15 protein-coding genes and 1 pseudogene are annotated in these 19,012 nt (G+C 67.2%); 4 read left to right on the top strand and 12 right to left on the bottom strand.

Features of this window, described 5'->3' with window-relative positions:
- Positions 1-118 precede the first annotated feature (118 nt).
- From trpB to SX243_18055, 3 genes and pseudogenes are all read left to right on the top strand, one after another.
- Positions 119-1,213: pseudogene (gene trpB, locus SX243_18065) on the top strand (tryptophan synthase subunit beta).
- Entirely contained in the window at positions 1,210-2,010 is an 801-nt protein-coding gene (trpA, locus tag SX243_18060; GenBank protein ID MDY7094882.1) for a tryptophan synthase subunit alpha, read from the top strand. Before trpB ends, trpA begins: the two are co-directional and overlap by 4 nt.
- Positions 2,007-2,684, top strand: a complete 678-nt coding sequence (locus SX243_18055) for a phospholipase (protein ID MDY7094881.1) — start codon at positions 2,007-2,009, stop codon at positions 2,682-2,684. Before trpA ends, SX243_18055 begins: the two co-directional genes overlap by 4 nt.
- A gap of 99 nt (positions 2,685-2,783) precedes the next feature.
- Here the strand turns inward: SX243_18055 and SX243_18050 are convergent, their stop codons facing one another.
- The 6 genes from SX243_18050 to SX243_18025 all read right to left on the bottom strand — a co-directional run bounded on the left by SX243_18050 (position 2,784) and on the right by SX243_18025 (position 8,343).
- Positions 2,784-3,122, bottom strand: coding sequence for a hypothetical protein (locus SX243_18050; GenBank protein ID MDY7094880.1), 339 nt, complete (start codon positions 3,120-3,122; stop codon positions 2,784-2,786).
- Positions 3,123-3,432: 310 nt separating this feature from the next.
- On the bottom strand, positions 3,433-3,879 hold the full coding sequence (locus SX243_18045; protein MDY7094879.1) for a hypothetical protein: 447 nt from the start codon (positions 3,877-3,879) through the stop codon (positions 3,433-3,435).
- Positions 3,876-5,918: an NAD-dependent DNA ligase LigA gene (gene ligA / locus SX243_18040; protein MDY7094878.1), complete on the bottom strand. Its 2,043-nt coding sequence runs from the start codon at positions 5,916-5,918 to the stop codon at positions 3,876-3,878. Before ligA ends, SX243_18045 begins: the two co-directional genes overlap by 4 nt.
- A gap of 52 nt (positions 5,919-5,970) precedes the next feature.
- Entirely contained in the window at positions 5,971-6,861 is an 891-nt protein-coding gene (locus SX243_18035; protein ID MDY7094877.1) for a 1-acyl-sn-glycerol-3-phosphate acyltransferase, read from the bottom strand.
- Positions 6,858-7,781 (bottom strand): R2-like ligand-binding oxidase, encoded by a 924-nt coding sequence (locus SX243_18030; GenBank protein MDY7094876.1) that lies wholly within the window; start codon positions 7,779-7,781, stop codon positions 6,858-6,860. Before SX243_18030 ends, SX243_18035 begins: the two co-directional genes overlap by 4 nt.
- Before the next feature lie 28 nt (positions 7,782-7,809).
- The gene (locus tag SX243_18025) at positions 7,810-8,343 is read right to left on the bottom strand and encodes a Fis family transcriptional regulator (protein ID MDY7094875.1); all 534 of its coding nucleotides are present in this window, start codon (positions 8,341-8,343) and stop codon (positions 7,810-7,812) included.
- Between the two features lie 217 nt (positions 8,344-8,560).
- Here SX243_18025 and SX243_18020 point away from each other — a divergent pair, with 217 nt between their 5' ends.
- Positions 8,561-9,457 carry a glycosyltransferase family 2 protein gene (locus tag SX243_18020; protein ID MDY7094874.1) on the top strand — a complete coding sequence of 299 codons (897 nt, stop codon included), beginning with the start codon at positions 8,561-8,563 and terminating at the stop codon, positions 9,455-9,457.
- Positions 9,458-9,671: 214 nt separating this feature from the next.
- Here the strand turns inward: SX243_18020 and SX243_18015 are convergent, their stop codons facing one another.
- The 6 genes from SX243_18015 to SX243_17990 all read right to left on the bottom strand — a co-directional run.
- Positions 9,672-10,880, bottom strand: a complete 1,209-nt coding sequence (locus SX243_18015) for a polysaccharide pyruvyl transferase family protein (protein ID MDY7094873.1) — start codon at positions 10,878-10,880, stop codon at positions 9,672-9,674.
- On the bottom strand, positions 10,877-12,202 hold the full coding sequence (locus tag SX243_18010) for a flippase (protein ID MDY7094872.1): 1,326 nt from the start codon (positions 12,200-12,202) through the stop codon (positions 10,877-10,879). The genes SX243_18015 and SX243_18010 overlap by 4 nt, the downstream gene beginning before the upstream one ends.
- A gap of 28 nt (positions 12,203-12,230) precedes the next feature.
- Positions 12,231-13,820, bottom strand: a complete 1,590-nt coding sequence (locus SX243_18005) for a tail fiber domain-containing protein (protein ID MDY7094871.1) — start codon at positions 13,818-13,820, stop codon at positions 12,231-12,233.
- A 150-nt stretch (positions 13,821-13,970) separates the two neighbouring features.
- A complete protein-coding gene (locus SX243_18000; GenBank protein MDY7094870.1) occupies positions 13,971-15,632 on the bottom strand; it encodes a tail fiber domain-containing protein in 1,662 nt (553 codons plus the stop codon).
- A gap of 364 nt (positions 15,633-15,996) precedes the next feature.
- Positions 15,997-17,703: a tail fiber domain-containing protein gene (locus SX243_17995; protein ID MDY7094869.1), complete on the bottom strand. Its 1,707-nt coding sequence runs from the start codon at positions 17,701-17,703 to the stop codon at positions 15,997-15,999.
- 227 nt (positions 17,704-17,930) lie between these two features.
- On the bottom strand, positions 17,931-19,012 hold a 1,082-nt coding region (locus SX243_17990; protein ID MDY7094868.1), incomplete at its 5' end, for a tail fiber domain-containing protein.

Genomic DNA, 19,012 nt, shown 5'->3' with positions numbered 1-19,012 from the left:
TGTCATCCCAATCAAGACCTCATATTAGAAGTAAAATTCAGTCCTAATGGCAAATCCCTAGTAGCAGTGGGAGCAAATGGCACAGCTATATTACGCAACTTGGAAGGAAAACAATTAATACACCGGCCGCCCGACGCCCCTCTACCGGGCGGATCGGCTGACCCAGCACCTGGGCGGCGCGCGCATCTTCCTGAAGCGCGAGGACCTGCTCCACACCGGCGCTCACAAGATCAACAACGCCCTGGGGCAATGCCTGCTGGCGGAGGCCATGGGCAAGCGCCGCATCATCGCCGAGACCGGCGCCGGCCAGCACGGCGTGGCCACCGCCACCGCCGCCGCCCTGCTGGGCTTGGAGTGCCGCATCTACATGGGCGAGGAGGATATGCGGCGCCAGCGCCTCAACGTCTACCGCATGCAGCTTCTGGGGGCCGAGGTGGCGGGAGTGGACTCCGGCAGTCGCACCCTCAAGGACGCCATCAACGAGGCGCTGCGGGATTGGGTGACCCACGTGGAGAGCACCCACTACGTCCTCGGCTCGGTGCTCGGGCCGGATCCCTACCCGCGCATGGTGCGGGATTTCCATCGCATCATCGGGGAAGAGGCTCGGAGCCAGCTCAAGAAGCAGGCGCGGCGCAATTATCCGGATCTGGCGGTCGCCTGCGTCGGCGGCGGCAGCAACGCCATCGGCCTCTTCGCTGCCTTCCTCCAGGAGCCCCGCACCCGTCTCATCGGCGTCGAAGCCGGGGGCCGGGGGCGCAAGCTGGGGGAGCACGCGGCGCGCTTCGACGGCGGGCGCTTGGGAGTGCTCCACGGCACCCGCACGCTGGTGCTCCAGGACGACGACGGCCAGGTGGGAGTGACCCACTCCATCTCCGCCGGGTTGGACTATCCGGCGGTGGGGCCGGAGCACGTCTTCCTCCACGACCGGGACCGCATCGAATACACCTCCGCCAGCGACGACGAGGCCCTGGACGCCTTCCACCTGCTGGCGGAGACGGAGGGCATCCTGCCGGCCCTGGAAACCGCCCACGCCATCGCCGAGGTGGTACGCCGGGCGCCGCATATGGACGACGACATGATCATCCTGGTCAACCTCTCGGGGCGCGGGGACAAGGACGTGGAGACGGTGCTGGCGGCGGACGAAGAACGCCGGACCGCCGCCGAAAGCGCCAAAGCAGCCCCCCGTCCCCGCCGTCATGGAGATCCCTCATGAGCGCCATCAGCGAAGTCTTCGAACGCTGCAAGGAGGAGCAGCGCGCCGCCTTCATCCCCTACCTGACGGCGGGGGATCCGGATCTCGAGACCACCGGCCGGCTGATGCAGGCGCTGGTGGACGGCGGCGCCGACATCATCGAGCTGGGGGTGCCGTTCAGCGACCCCATCGCCGACGGTCCCACCAACCAGCGGGCGGCGGTGCGGGCGCTGGAGAGCGGTACCAAGCTGTCGGCGATCCTCTCTCTGGTGGCCCGGCAGCGGGATCGCCTGGGGGTGCCGGTGCTGCTCTTTACCTACTTCAATCCGATCCTCGCCAGCGGCGTCGAGCGCTTCGCCGAGCAGGCAGCCCAATCCGGCATCGACGGCGTGCTCTGCCTCGATCTGCCGCCGGAGGAGGCGGAGGGGGAGTATCTACCGGCCATGCGCCAGCGGGAGCTGGACACGGTCTTCCTCCTCGCTCCCACCAGCAGTCGGGAGCGGATCCAGAAGGTCGCCCAGGCCTCCACCGGCTTCGTCTACTACGTGCCCCGCACCGGCGTCACCGGCGCTCCCACGGAGTTCTCCCGCGCCCTCGGTCGGGAGGTCAAGAAGGTACGGCGCAAGGTGCGCATGCCGTTGGCGGTGGGCTTTGGCATCTCCACCCCCGAGCAGGTGCGTTCGGTGGCGAAGATGGCCGACGGCGTGGTGGTGGGCAGCGCCCTGGTCCGGCTGGTGGAGGAGCATGGCGGTGAAGCGGATCTGCCCCAGCGCCTCGAACGGCGAGTGCGAGAGCTGGCGGCGGCGGTAGGCCGATGACCGCCGATCCCCACGGCGGAGCGCCCGCCGAGCACTGGCTCCCCGCCACCACCCACGGTCGCTATCTGCTGGAGGTGCCGGAGGGCCCGGGGCCGTTCCCGCTCTTGATGGGGTTCCACGGCTACGGCGAGGCGGCGGAAGATCTACTGGCGGAGCTGCGCCGGATCCCCGGAGCCGAAGGCTGGGCACTGTGCGTGGTGGAGGCTCTGCACCGCTTCTACAATCGCCGGCAACAGACGGTGGTGGCGTCGTGGATGACCCGGCGGGGGCGGGACCAGGGCATTCGGGACAACATCGCCTACGTCGGTGCGGTGGCGGCGCGGGTGCGAGAGGCGGTGCCGGTGACCGGCGCGACGGTCTTCGCCGGTTTCTCCCAGGGCGGTGCCATGGCCTGCCGGGCGGCGGCGCTGCTGGAGTGCCCCTGCGGCGGCTTGATCCTGTTGGGCAGCGACGTTCCTCGGGAGCTTCCCGGGGAGGGCTTGCGGCGGGCGGCACCGGTGCTGCTGGGCCGGGGAGACAGGGATTCCTGGTACACGGAAGAGAAGATGGCTGCGGATCTGAGGCTTTTGGAGTCCCTGGGCGTGGAGGCTGAGGAGCAGGTCTTCGCCGGCGGTCACGAATGGACCGACGCCTTTCGCAACGCCTGCGCGGCCTACCTGTCCCAGCGCTGCTGAGGCCTCGGGCTTCCCTCCAAACAAAAACAGCCGCCGGGGAAGGGCCCCAGCGGCTGTCATCGTCAGGACATCGATGATGCCCGATTCCTCGGCTTTGGATCAGCCCTTGGTCGGGTCGTCGTCGCCGCTATCCATGGCGTCCTCGACGTCGTCGGCGGCGTCTTCCATGGCGTCGCCGGCGTCATCCATCATCTCTTCGCCTTCGTCCATGGCGTCGTCCATCATCTCTTCGCCGTCGTCCATGGCATCTTCCATGGCGTCGCCGGCGTCATCGGCGGCTTCTTCGACGGCGTCACCAGCTTCTTCCATGGCGTCGCCAGCCTCTTCCATGGCCTCGTCGGCTTGGTTCTCCGCCGGCTGCTGCTGGCAGGCGACCATGGGCGTCACAAGGGCAGCAAGCAGCAAGAGCAGGCTCAAGCGGGTCAGAAGGTTCTTCATCGTTCTCCTCTCCTGGTCTTCAGTGGATCGTCCGGCACTTCCCGAGCACTCGGGGAGCACCTTCCCGGCATAACAGATCAAATACACCATCGGAGACGGCTATAAGCTGGCCGTCTCCCCATCAAGCCCACCAGGGCCCGGACCCGGGAGATCTTTCGGGCTGGTGACGAGGACTCGCAACAGCGCTGGATTGTTTCGTCTGCTGACTTGATGGCGGGGAGTATAGCCGAGCCTGCGGTGCCGGCTCAAGCTGAAACTATTGTTGCCGGGGGCGCAGGACGGTTGTTACACGGAGGTCAGAGCGTCGATTTCAGGGCCCTGGTTGCAGGGCGCGGGCGGTCATCGCCAGCACCAGCACTCCCCGGGCGCTCCAGGCGATAGTGCGTAGCCAGTTGGTGAGCACCAGGGTGTGGTGGACGGTGGAATCAAATCCCGCCGCCAGCTGCTGGTGACGGGGCACTTGCAGGAAGGCGGTGGAGAGCCAGATGACCAGCAGCAGCCCCAGCCCCAAGAGCACCTGGGTGGAGCTGACCCCCGCCGGCCGGCGGCTGAGGAGCAGCACGGCGGTGGCCGCTTCGAGCAGCATGGGAGGCACCACCACCCAGGCGGTGCGCAGGGTGTGGAGCCGCTCGTAGACGGCGAAGCCTTGTTCTCCAACCCGGTCGAAGAGAGGGTAGTGGACCACCTGGACGAACCAGATCAGCCCGACCATGAAGAGGGTGGCGCCGACGTGGGTGACCAGGAGATAGCGGCTCACGAGGCGGGGATCTCCACGCCGTGGTCCTCGAGCAGCTGGAGGAAGGCTGCTTCGTCGAGGGTGGTGACACCCAGCTTGCGGGCCTTGTCGGCCTTCGACCCCGGATCCTCACCGACGACGACGTAATCCGTGGCCCCGCTGACGGAACCGGTGACCTTGGCTCCCAGCCCCTCCACCAGCTTCTTGGCTTGCGGCCGGCTGAGGCGCTCCATGGCGCCGGTGAAGACCATCTTCTGGCCCTCCAGCGGCCCGCCCTCTGCCGCCACCTCGGTGGGAACTTGTTGGATTTCCATGCGGCCGTCCAGCAGCTCTTCGAGGACGTCCTGGTTCTGGGGCTGATCGAAGAAGGCACGGATCTGTTCGGCCATCCGCGGGCCGATCCCCGGGACTTCCTGGAGCTGCTCCTCGCTGGCTTCCCGCACCGCCTCGAAGGTGCGGTAATGGTGCGCCAGATCCTTGGCCACCGCCACGCCGACCTCGGGGATCCCCAGGCCGTAGAGGAAGCGCGCCAGCTCTGGTTTGGATGCTTTGTGGATCGCCTCCACCAGGCTCTTGGCGCTCTTTTCGGCAAAACCCTCCAGCTCCTCCAGCTGCGATGCTTCGAGATCGAAGAGTTGGGGCAGCCGCAGGACCAGCTCTTTCTCCACCAGCAGCTTGGCGGTCTCCTCCCCCAAACCTTCGATGTCGAGGGCGTGGCGGGAGCCGAAATGGGTCAGTCGCCCCGCCATCTGGGCCGGGCATTCGAAGCTGTTGGGGCACACGGTGTAGGGACCTCGCTCCACCAGTCCGGTGCCGCAGGAGGGGCAGGTCTCCGGCATCTGGAACTCGGGGCCGCGCTCCCTGTCCGATTCGTCGATGCGCTCCACCACCTGGGGGATGACGTCGCCGGCGCGCTGGATGCGCACCCGGTCGCCCTCCCGCACGTCCTTGCGGGCCACCTCCTCGCGGTTGTGCAGGGTCGCGCGGCTGACGGTGACCCCGCCGATCTCCACCGGCCGCATCAGGGCCACCGGGGTGACCACGCCGGTGCGGCCGACGCTGGCGATGATCTTGTCGATGCGGGTGATCTCTTTGCGCGGCGGGAATTTGAACGCGAAGGCCCAGCGGGGGTGGCGGCTGGTGCTACCCAGCTCTTGGCGCGGCGCCAGGGGATCGAGCTTGATCACCACGCCGTCGATCTCGAAGCCCAGGTCGTCCCGGGCCGCCTCGATGTCTCGGTGGTAGTCGAGGATCTCGTCCACCGAAGCAGCCGCCTGGGAGCGATCGCTGACCCGTAGGCCCCATTGACTCAGGGCCTGGAGCACCTGTTGCTGCGAGTCGATGCCGGCCAGCTCCTCCGGCTCCGGTGCCAGGATGTCGTAGGCGAAGAGCTCCAAAGGGCGGGAGGCGGCGAGTTGGGGATCGAGCTGGCGCACCGAGCCGGCGGCGGCGTTGCGCGGGTTGGCGAAGGGCTCCTTGCCTTCCGCCAGGAGCTTCTCGTTGAGCTTCTCGAAGCCCGCCACGGTGATCAGGATCTCGCCGCGCACCGCCAGCCGCGGCGGCACCGGCCGCTCCTCGCCGCGCAGCTTGAGGGGCACCGAGGCGATGGTGCGGACGTTGGCGGTGATGCCCTCGCCCCGGGCGCCGTCGCCGCGGGTGGAAGCGCGGGCGAGGACGCCGTCTTCGTACACCAGCTCCACCGACAGTCCGTCGAATTTGGGGTCCACCACGTAGCTGGGGGGCTCGTCCAGAGCCTTGCGCAGCCGCTCGTCGAAGCGCCGCAGCACGGACTCCTCCTGGCTCGAGGAGAGGCTGAGCATGGGCGCCAGATGCTCGACGGTGGGAAAGGAGTCCAAGGGCTGCCCCGCCACCCGGCGGGTGGGGGAGTCCTCGGTCACCAGATCCGGGAACTCTTCCTCCAACTCTTCGAGCTGGTGGAAGAGCTTGTCGTATTCGGCGTCGGAGAGCTCCGGATCGTCCAGCACGTAGTAGCGGTAGTCGTGATGACGGATCTTTTGGCGCAGCTCTTCGACGCGGCGGGCGGCGTCGGCTCGGTCCATCGCGGCTGGTTCTCCTATTCGGGCGGATCTGGTCTGGAGGGGAGACCGAGGGTCAGGGCTTGATCTCCGGTGGGCAGTGTTGGTCCCGCCGGTGTTCCAGGTCCCGGGTGACGGCTTTGCGGAAGCCCGCTTCCCCATGCTCGTCCAGCAGCTGCTGGCGGTAGGTGGGGATGTCCACCACCTCGAGGTTCATGCGGATCGTGCGGAAGAAATTGGGCAGCCGCTGCCCCGGGTGCTGGATGTGGTGCAGGCCGCCGCTGTAGGCCAGCAACAGGCGGCCTTCCGGCAACGAATTGAGAACGTCGGCGATGCCGCCGCGGATACTCATCGGGTTGCCGTGGAGGTCGAGCCCGGTGGCTCGTTTCATCCGGCCCTCGGGGAGCATCACCACCATGGTGTTTCCCTCCAAGCGCTGCAGTACCGCTTCCCAGGTGTGGTCCCGCTTGCGGGTGATGGAGACCACGTGGTGGGCCACCATGCGAAAGAACTGCCCGACCATGGGCCGCTGGATGGTTTTCTCCGCCACCGGCACGACACCATGCCAGGCGAGGCGCCGGATGAAGCTCTGGGGCACGCAGGCGGCGTAGAGCCATTCGTAGAGGCTGGTGTGGTTGAGAATGGCCACCACCCGCAGGTCGTTCCAGGGGTTGGGAAGAGGATCGCCGACCCAGCTGAACTCGCCGCGATAGAAGGTGCGGGCGAAGAGTTTGAGGAAGGTGACGAGGGTGTAGGTGATGTACGGCTGAATCCACGGCGGCGCTGGTTGTTCCGGGACGGGTTGTTCCGGTAGGGGCTGGTTCGGCCCTGGCTGGTTCGGCCCTGGCTGCTGCTGTGCCGATGCGGGTGCCGCCCCCGTCTGGGGAGCGGTAACCTGGGCGGAGGGTTGCTCTGGGCTCACGGGCTCTGGGCTCACCGGTTCTGGGCTCACGGGCTCTTGGCTCACGGTGCGCTCGCTTCCTGGGCCTCGCCGCCGCCCAGGGCCGCGATCTCTCCCAGGCTCTGGCCCCGGGCCTTCTCGATGCGCGCGGAGCGCTTCTGGAATTGTCCCATGGCGAATTCTACGAAGGCTTCCAGCTCGAGACCGAAGGGCATGACGGAATAGCGGGCGAAGATCTCGTGGATCACCCCCACCGCCGGTGTCAGCATCTCGCCCATGCGCCGCTCGATGGCGTCCCAAACCGGCTCACCGTGCTCCGCCACCAGCCGCGAAAGTAGGTAGACGCCGTAGGCCATGTGTCGGGATTCGTCCCGCCGCAGCAGTTCCACCGCCAGCTGCATGCCGGGCAGCAGGTCGTTGCGCCGGAGCATCTCGCCGTAGGCGTGGTAGCCGGTCTCCGCCAGCACGCCCTCGACGATCATGTTGTAGGTCACCGACGCCTCCGCCTGAGCCACCGGGGAGGGGTCGGTGCGCAACCGGCCTAGTGCTTGGGGCAGCTGCTGCTCGAAGATCGTGCGGTAGCTGTCGGTGAAGAAGCGGGAGAGATCTTCCACCGGACGGCCGTCCTCGTCCGGGGCCACCTCGTCGAGGAAGCGGCGGAAGAGCTCGACGTGTTTGGCCTCCTCCCACAGGAAGGAGGTGAGGTACATCTCTTCCTCCAGGCGTCCCTCCTCGGCGATGACCTGGATCAGCGGTAACAGGTCGAGGGTGACGCTCTCCTCGCCGGCCTGGAAGAGAGTGGTGAGGTGGAGGAGGACCTCGCGCTGCTCGGCGTCCAGGGTCAGCCAATCGCGGCGGTCCTGGGAGAAGTCGATGGCGCTGGGATTCCAGATCCCATGCTCTTTGGCCTTGGCCCACAGGCGCATGGGAAAGGTGTCGCGGGCCAGGGGGCGGGCGGTGGAGGCGAAGCGGGGGGTGGTGGTCATGGCGTCGATTCTCTCAGACTCTCTCGTCTCAGGCGCTCTCTGGGCTTCCGGCTTCCCAGCCCGGGGGGAAGGTGGCGGGCAGGCGGGCGGCGGAGCGCACCAGCTCCTGGGCGGCTCGGACCCGCGGGGTCAGCTGGGCGAGGCTGCCCCGGGTGAGGCGGATCTTGGCGGTCATCAGGCCCAGCAGGGGGTCCAGAGTCCCCGCCAGCACCCGGCGCCAGACCGCCGCCGGAGCCTCCAGCACGTAGGGCGCGGCCGCCAGGTCGTCACCCTCGGCGAGACGGGCTTGCCGGCAGGTGCCATGGTGCAGGTCCAGGTAGAGGGCACGGTCGTCGGGGATGCCCAGGCTCGGATCGGCGCCCATCACCAACGCCAGGGCACCCTCCCAATCGGCGGCGGCGGCCCGGTAGTCGTCGCTGGAGTTGAGCTCGCGGCACCAGGAGTGGGCCCATGGGGCGGTGAAGATCTCCGGTGCTCGACCGGATGGTACCGTTTCGCCAGCTGTCTTGGAGGCTCCAGCTGTCTCGGCCTTGTCGAGTCCGTCGGCGGTGGTCGAATCCACGGCTCCTCCTTCCAAAAGATGCCCTCGGCTGCCAGAAGATGGCCTTGGGGGCGAGGGGTGCTCCGGCGCTGCTCCCATCGTGGGGCGGTGGCCGAAGTTTCGCACGGGATGAGTATTCCTACCATAATTCGCCGCCGGGACCGAGAGCGTCCCAGCCACGGGCCAGAGCTTGGTAGGATGCCCGGGCCTGGTAGGATCACCGGGACGGAGGAGACCGATGGCGCAAGACCAATCCAAGCCCACCCCGGCGAGTCCCGGGCGCACCGATCGGCCGAAACTCTCGGCCATCATCACCACCTTCAACGAGGAACGGCACATCGCCGCCTGCCTCGATTCGCTCCTGTGGTGCGACGAAATCCTAGTGGTGGACTCGTTTTCCACCGATCGGACGCCGGAGATCGTCGGACAGTATGAGCGGGTCCAATTCGCTCAGCGGACCTACTATGGCTCGGCCTCGCAGAAGAATTGGGCCATGGATCAGGTGGCCCACGACTGGATCCTGATCTTCGACGCCGACGAGCGCTGTACTCCGGCGCTGCAGCAGGAGATCGAGAGCCTGCTGGCGGAGGGCCCCAAGCACGAGGCCTACACCATTCGGCGGCGGGTGTATTTCATGGATCACCTGATCCGCTTTTCCGGCTGGCAACACGATCAGGTGGTGCGGCTGGTGCGCAAGGACGCCGGCCGGTACCCCAACCGCCGGGTGCACGCGGATATGAAGACCCGGGGCCCGGCGCCGCTGCTCCGCAACCCCATGTTGCATTACATGGCGGATTCCTTCGACGAGTACTTCCCGCGGATCATGAAGTACAGCGTCTGGGGCGCCTCCCAGGCGTGGCGGGAAGGCAAGACGGCAGGCTTCAAGGAGGTCTTCGGCCGTTCCCTCTGGCGTTTCGTGCGCACCTATTTCATCCAGGGCGGTTTCCTGGACGGCATGTACGGCCTGGTTTTCTGCATGCTCCAGGCCTACGGGACCTACCTCAAATGGGCCATCCTGTGGGGCTGGCGGGTGAACCACGCCCGCGGCCGAGAGCCCAACCTGCCGCCGGTGGACGAGGACGAGTCCACGTGGCGTGGCCTCGAGGACGGCGAAGAGGCCCGCGAAGCCAGCTGAGATCGAGCCCTCCAGCGAGCTAAATTCCTGAAAACAAAGGGACCAACACTTGTGGACCAACACTTGGGTCCCCCCTGCGGTTGGCCCCCGACCAACACTTGGGTCCCCCCTGTTGCTGGGAGCCCTGGGAGAGCCGGCATCTTGCCGGCTTCTTCGTTCGGCGTAGGGTGGATCAACACTTGTGGATCAACACTTGGGTCCCCCCTTGGGTGATTCAGGCTCCTAGAGCTGCCGCCAGCGCTCGGGCTTGCTCCCAGGCGGCCTTGGCGAGCCGGCGGCTGCGGCCGATGCGGACTTCTTCGGCTTCTTCGAGGGCGTCGAGGGCTGCCGGGCAGAGGTCCTCGGGAGGTGCGCAGGCGGGAGAGCGACTTTCCGGGCCGGCGCCGAGGTACCAATCCTCAAGGAAGGCTTCGAGCTTGCTGACTCGGGAGCCCACTCCTACGACGGGGACTTCGAAGGCGGTGGCGGTGAGGGCGCCGTGGAGGGAGGTGCCGGCGTAGAGGCCGGCGGCGGCGAGGATGGCCATTTGATCCCAGATGGTGCGCACCGGTGCGAGCTCTGCGGCGGAGCCAAGAGTCGCCGCCAGCTGGGCCAGCGCGTGGGGGTCCTCGTGAGCGGACGCCAGTCCCAGCGGTAGGAGCACCAGGGGCCGGCCGGTGGCGTCCACCAACTGGCGGAGCTGGTCGGCCACGGTGGAGAGGCGGCGGCGGAGGGGGAAGCGGCCGGTTTGGAAGACCAAGAAGCCTTCGCCCCGGCGCTGCAGGAGGTCGGTGGTGGGCGGGCTCAGCTGCTCCTCCAGCCAGCCTCGGGGAAAGAGCTCCGCCACCAGGGCCGCCGAGTCCGGTGCCAGCGCCGGTGCCAGCCCCCAGCTCTCGAGGGCCTCTCGGCTCCCCCGATCCCGTACCGCCAAATGCCGGGCCTGCGCCAGGCGCTCTTGGGCCGGCCGGGCCAGCGCCGGAGGCAGGCTGGTAACGCCTTGGGCGCCCACCGCGTTGTAGGCCACCATGGCGCCCCCCACGTCCTCCGGTCCCAGCAGCCAGGGCTGCGGCGTGCGTCCGTGCAGCCACTGCCGCGCCAGGAAATCCGTGGTCGCCGCACCGAGAACTCGGCGAGCAAGGCCCAGAGCGAGGCTGGGGCGAGGGCTGACGAGACCACGGAGGGTTCCGGTCCAGCGCGCCGCCAGAACCTCGCCGCCGGCCACCACCACCGCATCCCCGCTCCGGGCTTCGCTCGCCTGGAGCTGCCGCAACGATCCGCAGACCTTGCCGCCGTGAGCGCTGAGGTCGGCGGCTCGGGTGCTCCAGCAGCGGAGCTCGACGGCGACCCCCAGGCGTTCCAGGCTGCGTTCCACCAGGTGGGGGAAGAGGAGGTCGCCGTAGTTGAAGCGGTCGAAGGCTCCCACCAGATGCCAGCGTCGGCTCACGGCTCGATCTCCTGGGGCTTCAGCACCGCCCGATGGGCCAACCAGGCGAGGGCCAGGGAGCTCAGCAGTACCCGTAGCAGCCAAGCACCGGCGGTGCCGACGATGCCGAAGCGGGCGGTGAGAGCGAAGAGATAGGCGACGTAGACCGGAGTCTCCGCCAGGTGCAACTTGGCGGTGAGATCCGCTCGGCCGGCGGCTTGGAGAAGGTGGAAGGAGGGTTGGGCCAGGGCGTGGAAAAAGGCACCGGCGGCGAGTAGCTGAGCGGCGCGGAAGCTGGCGGCGGCGAAGTCTTCTCCCAGCCACAGGGTGAGCCCGGGGCGGGCGCCCAGCAGAACGGCGGCGGCTAGGGGAGCCATCAGCGCCGCCATCCCCAGCAGGCTGCGGCGGTAGAGGCGCCGAGCCTTGCGAGGCTCTTGGATCAAGGCGGTGGTGAAGGCGGGAAAGAGCACCGCCATCAGCGCGTTGGGCAGCACCGACAGCCGGCTGATGACCTCGAAAGGAGTGACGTAGTAGGTCACCGCGGTGAGGGAGAGCAGGCCGCTGATGAGGAAACGGTCGAGGTAGAGCAGAAGGGGTGCCACCAGGTTGCTCACCGTCATCCAGCCGCCCAGCTTGAGCAGGTCGAGGGCGAGGTCGCGTTGGGGACGAAGTCGGGAGAGGGGGATGGAGAGCTCTCGCAGCAGCCGGCGGACGAAGACGGCAAAGGCCGCCAGGGCGCCGAGGCGGGCGGCGGCGAGGATGGCGATGACCGGCACGAGGTTCTGGGAGAAGGGCAGGATCAGCAGGGGGCCGGCGAAGATCAGCACCGCCATGGGGAGTCGCACGACGTTGAGCCGAACGAAGTTCTGCCGCGCCTCGAGGATCGCCCGCAGCCCGGTGTTGAGGAGCACGAAGGGAAGGGTCGCCGCCAGCAACCGCAGGGCGTGGGTGACCTCCAGCAGCATCTCCGGGGGCGGCGTCAGGACCCGCCGGGTGAGCCATGGGGCGAGGAGCGCCAGGACGACCCCCGAGAGCAGCCCCAGCACCAGCAGGAAGAGCATGCCGCTGGCCATCAGTGCCGGCAGCTCGCGCTCCCGAGGAGTGTCCAGACGGCGGGCGATGCCCTGGGTCAGGGCCCGCCCCACCCCCAGGTCGAAGAGCCCGAAATAGCTGACCAGGGCCCAGGCCAGGGCCAGGACTCCGAAGCGCACCTCGCCGAGGCCCGCCAGCAGCGGGGGCACGGCGAAGAGAGCGGCCACCAAGGGCAGCCCCAGCCCGGCCAGGTTGACCATTAGATTGCGCCGCAGCCGGGGCTTGGACCCGGGGTCGTGGGACCTCCTCATGGGCGCATTCTATGGGCAGTAGGGGAGGTCAGGGGTCGACGGTCTCCAGAGCCTCGATGCGCTCCGTGAGTGCCCGATTCTGTGCCTCCAGCTCACTCACCGCAGCCAGCAACCGGCGGTTGAGCTCCTGGATGGCCACCAGGGCGACACCGTCGGCGTCGGTGGTGGAGATGTGGCGGTCGTCGGCGCCGAGGCCGAAAGCGGCGTGGAAGTCCTGGGCTACCGGCCCCAGATGAGGCGTGGTGTCGTGGCGGTAGGTCCATCGCTGGATCGGCAGCTGGGCCAGCCGGTCCAGCACCTCACCGCCGTCCACGGTCTCGAATCCGTGCTTGAGGTTGCGGTCGGAGGTGGGGTTGAAGGAGGTGGCGGTGACGTTGCCGTCGGTGTCCAGCTCCCACTCGTTGGGGCCGTCCTCCTGGGAGTCGAAGATCATGTCGCCGGACCGGAAGGTCTGGCGCCACTCCCAACCGCTGCCGGCGAAGTGGGTCTGGATATTGCCGGAGCTGGCGTTCTGCACTCGCAGACCGGCGAAGTTGGAGGTGGTGTTGGCCTGGACCAGGAAGCGCACGTCGGCGGAGGGGGCACCGGCACCGAAGCTGACGTCGCCATCGTCAGCGATGTGGATGCTGTCGGTGGGGGCGCCGGGGCGGATGCGGAAGGGGTAGTTGGTACCGCCGGTGGTGTCCTCGATGAGGAAGTTGCTCTCGTTGGCGACGATCTCCCAGGTATAGGGTGTGAAGCTGGAGCTGGAGTCCTGCTGCAGGCGCAGGCCCGGGGAATCTCCGACGACGATGGTGAGCTCTTCGGCAGGAGCGTTGGTGCCCATACCGAGGCGTCCCGAGCTGTCCACATAGAGAGCGTTGTTGCGCGCCGCCGCTTCCACCAGGAAGGGGGTGGTGCCGGCGTCCACGTCGTCGATGGAGAAATAGCTGGCGCCGCCGCTGGTGTCGTCGTTGGCGGTGATGCGCCAATCGTTGGTGGGAAAGGTGCCGGTGCTGGTGTCCTGGAAGTGGATGCGGTTGTTGACGTCTTTCAGACGAAAGTTGTCGACGCCGAAGGACTCATTGTTGACGCAGGCGAAGCCGACGCATTCGTTGGCGATGACGATGAGGTCGTCGATGAAGACTTGGTCGGCCTCGGTGAGGTTGCTGAGGGCGGCGTCCGTCGCGGCGGTGGGCTCCGGTCCGCGTTCCGCCTCCGGAGCGCCGGTGTCCACCAGCAGGGCGCCGTCGAGGACGGTGAAGTTGCCGCTCAGGGGATGCCAGGCAGCCCCGCCCTGGAAGCGTTGCCGGTCGGCGGTGGAAGCTTCCGCTTGCCGCGAGCGCTGCTGCCCGGTCACCGCCCGCAGCTCCCAGCGGTAGAAGCCGTCTTCCAGACCGGCGGCGTCGAAGCTCGGGGCGCGTTGGTCGTCGAAGGTGCGCCGGTAGACGAAGTCCGCCGGACCGGTGACGGTGAGGGTCCAGGCGGCGGCATCGGCCACGGGAGCGAAGCTCAGGCCGGCGGTGGTGGTCTCCACGGTGGCCAGCTCCTGAGCACCGGCGGGGAGGGCCAGCAGGATCGTCGTCGCGAGGGCGAGGGCCACGAGGAGGGCAGAGTTGGACTTCAGCAAGGGGTTCATGTCGATTCTCCTTTCGAGATCGAACAGCTCGAGGCTGCCGGAGAGCCCGCCGAGGCGGGGGCGAAACGGGGCAAACCGAGTCAAAAAAAACGGGCGCCCCCATGTCGGGAGCGCCCGTCGCAGTGAATCAGGTCATGGAGAGTGCCGGCCTCACGGCTCGGTGTTCTCCAGGGCCTCCAGCCGGTGCTGGAGATCCTCGATCACCTGCTCCTTCTCCATCAGGCGCTGGTAGAGGGCCTGGATGGCGGCCAGGGCGACGCCGTCGGCGTCGACGCTGGAAATGTGCTTATCGCTGGATCCCAGGCCGAAGGCGGCGTGGAAATCCTGAGCCACGGGGCCGATGTGACGCACCGCGCCCTGGTCCCGCTTGTAGCTCCAGGAGCTCACCGGCAGAGCGCCGATCTTCTCCAGGATGGTGGTGCTGTCCACCGGCTGGAAGTCCTGCTTGGCCGCCCGGTCGGAGGTCAGCAGCACGCCGTTGGCGGTGACGTCACCTTGGAACTCGGCGTCACCGGTGCTCTCCAGGGAGAACTGAGTGCTCACCGAGCCGACGGCGCCGAAGTTGAAGTCCAGACGGGTCTGACGGAAATTCTGCCGCCACTCCCAATCGTCGGCATTGTTGACGAATTGAGTCTGGATATTGCCGGTGCCGTCGTTCTCCACCCGCAGGCCGCCGAAGTTGGAGTTGGTGTTGGCCTGCACCTGCAGCCGCACGTCGGCGTCCGGGGTGAGCACGCCGATGCCGATGTCGTTGTCATCGGCGATCACCAGGCTGTTGCTTGCGGCGCCGGGGCGGATGCGGAAGGGCAAAGTCGAGCCGTTGGTGGCGTCGCGGATGAAGAAGCTGGTCTCGTTGCCGGCGATGTCCCAGGTCTGGGCGGCGAAGCCGGAGGAGGTGTCCTGCGCCAGGCGCAAGGTGGGGGTGTCGCCGCTCACCGAGTGGATTTCCGTCACCGGATTGCCGGTGCCTACGCCCACGCGGCCGCCGTTGTCGACGTAGAGCGAATTGGTGGGGGCGTTGGCCTCGATGGTGAAGGAAATGCGGTTGGCGCTGGCGTCCTGGATAGAGAACCGGGACAGCCCGCCGTTGGCCTGGTCGTTGGCGATGATGCGCCAGTCCGTGGTCGGGAAGCTGGCGGCGGTGCTGGTGTCCTCGAAGTGGATGCGCAGGTTGTTTTCCTTCAGGCGGATGGTGTCGGCGCCGAAGGCCAGACCGGAGGTCGGGCAGTCGAAGCCGATGCAGGCGCTGTTGTGCACATAGAGGTCACCGCTGGCGTAGAACTCGTCGGTGGCGTTGGTCACGCCCTCGGCGGCACGGTTGGTCCGGGAGGCCTCGGCGGCGGCCTGCGCCTCACCGCTGCTCTCCTCGGTGCGATAGGGGTCCACCAGGCGGCCGCTGACGATGGTGAAGGTGCCGTTCTGCATCATCGGGGACAGGGGCAGGATGCCTTTGTCCTGGAGATCGCAGACCAGGGTCATGTCGTTGTCCTTGCGCGCCTGGGCGATCTGAGCGGCCAGGTCCTTGTTGATGTCGGGCCGGGCGTGGATCTGCCAATTGTAGACACCGTCCTTGAAGGAGCGGATGTCCAGAATGCCGCCGTCCCGGGGATCGAACTCCTGCGTGTGCAGGAATTTGCGCGAGTCCGTCACCGTCAGGGTGATGCCGCCGTGAGCGATGACCGGTTCGAAGATCACCGCGCTGGGATCGTAGCTGACGTCGACGATGGTGCCCGGCGGGGGGGCGGCCATGAGCAGACCCGGGCTAAGGGCCAAGAGAAGGGCGAGGACCAGGTAAGTACGTGGATGTCGCATAGGAAAAATCCTCCGTGTTGAGGTTTGGGGAATCTCGCACCATCGAGCCCTCGGTTCGGGCACCTTCTACCGGAAGTCCGGCGGAAGATGGCTTCGAGAGGAAGGCAGAGGTTCGAGAATCCCAGGGTAACATCATCGATCTATTGTTTTCTGGCCTCTCGTGGGCAGCGCGATGTTGCCGTCACAACTCCATGACGGAGTGATCCTTGAACGGCGCAGTCCGGGATCGGGAAGCCGGGAAAACCTCTAGAGTCTCAATATCACTATAGCAAAGGGCGGTTTAGCGAGTGCGTGAGCTCAAGACGCCCAACCACCTGCGGCGGCGAGAGCCTCTTCAGGGCTCTGCGGAGCGTGCCCCGGCGAGTCACGGCTCGAGGGCCGTCGCACCGTCGGCGCGCTGCAGCTCGAGGAGCAGCCGGACCTGCTCCTTGAGAGTGTCGATCTCCGCTTCCTTCTCCATCAGGCGCTGATAGAGGGCCTGGATGGCGGCAAAGGCGACGCCGTCGGCGTCGGTGGTGGAGATGTGGCGGTCGTCGGCTCCGACCCCGAAGGCGGCGTGAAAGTCCTGGGCCACCGGCCCGATGTGCTGGGTGCCCGCGGCGTCCCCGCGGTAGCTCCATTGGGTCACCGGGATGGCGGCCAGGCGCTCCAGAATCTGCTCCGGATCCACCGCCTCGAAGCCCTGCTTGAGGTTGCGGTCGGAGGTGGGGTTGAAGGAGGTGGCGGTGACGTTGCCGCCGGTATCCACCTCCCACTCGTTGGCGCCGTCCTCCTGGGAGTCGAAGATCATGTCGCCGGAGCGGAAGGTCTGGCGCCACTCCCAGCCGCCGTTGGTGTTGGCGAATTGAGTCTGGATATTGCCGCTGCCGCTGTTCTCCACCCGCAGGCCCCCGAAGTTGGAGCTGGTATCGGCCTGGACCTGGAGCCGCACGTTGGCGTCGGGGTTGAGTATGCCGATGCCGACGTTGCTGTTGCTGCCCACCACCAGGCTGTTGGTGTCGGCGCCGGGCCGGATGCGGAAGGGCAGGGTGGAGCCGTTGGTGGCGTCGCGGACGAAGAAGCTGGTCTCGTTGCCGGCGAGATCCCAGGCCTGTTCCGCGAAGCCCGACGAGACATTCTGCTCGAGACGAAGCTCCGGGGTGTCCCCGGTCTCTACATGGAGATCCACCGAGGGTTGGCTGGTGCCGAAGCCTACCTTGCCGCCGTTGTCCACGTAGAGAGAGTACGGAAGAGCACCGCCTTTGACGGTGAAAATCTCACGGTTGAGCGTCGCGTCTTCGATGGAAAAGCGGTCGCGGCCACCGCTGGAGGAGTCGTTGACCACCAGCCGCCAATCCCGATCCGGGAAGGAGCCGATGCTGTCGTCGTCGAAATGGATCCGCAGGTTGTTCTCGATCAGCCGAATGGTGTCGTACCCGAAGCTGAGACCCGAGGTCGGACAGCTGCCGCCAATGCAGGCGCTGTTGTTGACGTAGAGATTGTTGCCCACATAGTAGGCCTCGGTCGCGTTGGTCAGGGCCGGGGCCTGGACGGAGTGCGCTCCGGTCTCGGCGGTCTGGCGGGAGTCTTCTGCCAACGCGGCACCGGACTCGGCGAGGAAGGGATCCAGGATGATGCCGTCGCGGACCTGGAAGGCTCCGCCCTGGGCCGGTGCCGGAGCCGGCAGGCGACCGAGGTCGATGAGGCGCTGCAGGGCCTCCTGGTCACCACCGGCGCGAGCCGACTCCAGCTGCGCACGGATCTGGGGGTCGAGCTGCGGATTGGCCTGCAGCCTCCAGGTGTACTCGCCGTCCACCAGCCCGGCGACGAATAGGGCCGGCGCGGCGTTGGCGTCGAAGCTCTGGCGCTGGTAGAAACCGTCCGGTCCGCCGACGGTGAGGGTCCAGCCGGCGACAGGCCAGGGTAGGGCTGCCGCGTCGGGGCTGAAGTGCAGGCCGTCGGGAGCAGCGTCAACGGAGGCCATGGCCTGAGAGCCGGTGATTTGAGCTTCGGCGGTGCCGCTGCCGGTCAGGGCGGCGGCGCCGAGGGCGACGATGAGGACGAGAGCGAGGCGCAGACGAGAACAGATCATTCCAACATTCCTTTCCGGAGATTCGAGATACCTTCTTCAGCCGGTCGGGTTCTGATCCAACAAGGTTGGTGCGCTGGAGCTGCGGCCTTCCGCGGCGGATTCGGCTCGGCAGCGCCGGTTTCCGCGGGAGTGCAGGCTCGCAAGGGCACGGCCCGACAGACTCGGCGAGACCGAGAACGGTCCGTGCTCGCCGGACCGTTCTCGTCTCGCCGGTGGGAGGGTGGGGCTCAGGGAGCCGAGGCTTCGAGGGCCTCGAGACGCTGCTGCAGATCGAGCAGCACCTGATTCTGAGCCTTGAGGGCTTCGATCTCCGCTTCCTTCTCCAGCAGGCGCTGGTAGAGGGCCTGGATAGCGGCGAAGGCGACGCCGTCGGCGTCGGTGGTGGAGATGTGGCGGTCGTCGGCTCCGACGCCGAAGGCGGCGTAGAAGTCCTGGGCCACCGGTCCGATGTGCTGGGTGCTCTCGGTGTCGTGGAGGTAGCTCCACTGGGTCACCGGGATGGCCGCCAGCCGCTCGAGGATCTGGCTCGAATCGACCGGGACGAAGCCCTGCTTCAAGTTGCGGTCGGAGGTGGGGTTGAAGGAGGTGGCGGTGACGTTGCCGGCGGTGTCCAGCTCCCACTCGTTGGCGCCGTCCTCCTGGGAGTCGAAGATCATGTCGCCGGAACGGAAGGTCTGCCGCCATTCCCAGCTATTGCCGGCGAATTGAGTCTGGATATTGCCCGTACCCGAGTTCTCCACCCGCAGTCCGCCGAAATTCGAGCTGGTGTTGGCCTGGATGTGCACTCGCACGTCGGGATCGGGGGTCGTGACGCCGATGCCGATGTCGTTGTCGGAGGCGATGACCAGGCTACTGTTGTTAGCGCCGGGAAAGATGCGGAAAGGCAGAGTCGAGCCATTGCTGGCGTCGCGGATGAAGAAGCTGGTCTCGTTGCCCACCACATCCCAGGTCTGGGGGCCAAAGCCGGAGGAAGAGTCCTGTTCCAGACGCAGGCCCGGAGAGTCACCGTCCTTCACGTGCAGATCCACCACCGGGACCGAGGTGCCGAACCCCACCCGTCCGCCGTCATCGACATAGAGGGAGTTGCTGGGGGCTCCGCCTTCGATGGTGAAGGGGATACGGCTTGCCGAAGCATCCTCGATGGAATATCGGTTGAGGCCCCCGGAGGCGCTGTCGTTGGCGATGATTCTCCAGTCGGTGCTCGGGAAGCTACCGACGCTGGTGTCCTCGAAGTGGATGCGCAGGCTGTTCTCCTTCAGCCGAATGGTGTCGGAGCCGAAGCTGAGGCCCGTAGTGGGGCAGTCGAAGC

It is taken from the genome of Acidobacteriota bacterium (assembly GCA_034211275.1).
Taxonomy (GTDB): Bacteria; Acidobacteriota; Thermoanaerobaculia; order Multivoradales; family JAHZIX01; genus JAGQSE01.
This window is presented reverse-complemented; position numbering and strand designations above follow the sequence as displayed.